This is a genomic window from Gemmobacter nectariphilus DSM 15620, from assembly GCF_000429765.1.
Lineage (GTDB): Bacteria > Pseudomonadota > Alphaproteobacteria > Rhodobacterales > Rhodobacteraceae > Wagnerdoeblera > Wagnerdoeblera nectariphila.
In genome coordinates, this window is the sequence record NZ_AUCM01000053.1 from 1 (window position 1) to 1740 (window position 1740).

The 1740-nt window shown below is 64.6% G+C and carries 1 protein-coding gene; it reads left to right on the forward strand.

The window, feature by feature from the left end; translation table 11 throughout:
* Positions 1-154: 154 nt before the first annotated feature.
* Positions 155-1711, forward strand: coding sequence for an IS66 family transposase (gene tnpC, locus G481_RS0118605; RefSeq protein WP_028031322.1), 1557 nt, complete (start codon positions 155-157; stop codon positions 1709-1711).
* The last annotated feature ends 29 nt before the right edge of the window (positions 1712-1740 follow it).

The window sequence follows — 1740 nt, forward strand, 5'->3', positions numbered from 1 at the left end:
GATTGCGCTGAACCATGCCCAGTTCGAGGCGCTGTTTGCCGGGCTGGATTGGCGCAAGGTCAAGGCGCTGGAGGTCCGCCCGCCGACTGCGGCAGAGTGAATCAACCGCTTGGTTTGGCGTGTTTTTGCTGGGGTTTTGTGGTAGTCACGGCCCATGCAAACCGCACCCGCCATCGACCTTTCCGCCATCCCTGCCGCGCAACGTGCGGCGGTGCTGGCGTTGATGGAAACCGTGGCGGCGCTGACGGACATCACCCGGCGCCAAGAGCATCTGATTGCCGAATTGAACCATGCCCTGCATGGCAAGCGATCGGAAAAGCTGACCGAAGATGAACGGCAGCTGGCCTTCGAGGACCTGTCCATCGCGCTGGCCGAGGTCGAGGCGGAAAAGGAAATCCGTGCCGCCAAACCGGGTGACAAAGCGAGCAAGCCCGCACCGAAGCGCACCATCGGCAATCTGCCTGCCGGACTGCCGCGCATCGAAGAGGTCATCGAACCCGCCAGCCTGATCTGCCCCTGCGGCTGCGGCGTCATGCACAAGATCGGCGAGGACCGCAGCGAACGGCTGGACATCGTCCCCGCGCAGTTGCGCGTGATCGTCACCGTGCGCCCGAAATATGCCTGCCGGACCTGCACCGACGGGGTGACGCAAGCGCCTGCGCCCAACCACCTCATCATGGGTGGTCTGCCGACCGAGGCGACGCTCGCCCATGTATTGGTCAGCAAGTATGCGGATCACCTTCCCTTATATCGCCAGAGCCAGATCCTGGCACGGGCGGGGCTGGAACTGCACCGCGCGGTCTTGGCCGACTGGGTCGGCAAGGCCGCGTTCCATCTGAAGCCCATCGTCGACCGGCTGGCCGACCACCTGAAGCGCTCATCCAAGCTGTTCATGGACGAAACCACTGCCCCGGTGCTGGATCCGGGGCGCGGCGTGACCAAAACCGGGTATCTCTGGGCACTGGCCCGCGATGACCGGCCCTGGGGCGGTGAGGACCCGCCCGGAGTGGTCTACTTCTACGCCCCCGGTCGCGCGGGCGAGAATGCCGAAACCTTCCTCACCGGCTTCGATGGTACCCTGCAGATCGACGGCTATACCGGCTACAACCGCCTGACCAAGCCCTCGCGCAAGGGCGGTGCGCCCATTCGGGTGGCGCACTGTTGGGCGCATGCGAGGCGAAAACTGAAGGAAGTCTTCGACCGCGACGGCTCAGAGATCGCCGCCGAAGGCCTGCGCCGCATCGCCGAGTTCTATGCCGTCGAAGCCGACATCAGGGGCGTCTCACCCGGTCAGCGCCTCTCGGCCCGTCAGGCCCGCACTGCGCCGCTGGTGGCCGCCTTCGGCGACTGGCTTCAGGCGCAGCGCCGCAAGATCTCCGCTAAATCCCGGCTCGGCGAAAAGCTGACCTACATCCACAACCATTGGGACGGGTTGCAAACCTTCCTGACCGACGGCCGCGTCGAGATTGACTCCAACAGGGTGGAAAACCTGATCCGCCCCATCGCCCTCAATCGCAAGAACGCACTCTTCGCCGGCCATGACGAGGGCGGCATGGCCTGGGGCCGCATCGCCTCGCTGATCGAAACCTGCAAGATCAACGGCATCGAGCCCTTTGCCTATCTCAAGGCCACCCTGACAGCCATCGCCAACGGCCATCCGCAAAGCCGCCTCGACGAGCTGCTCCCATGGAACTTCAAGCCGTCAAACTAAGCCTACCGTGCGGTCCAGCGACCGCTTAC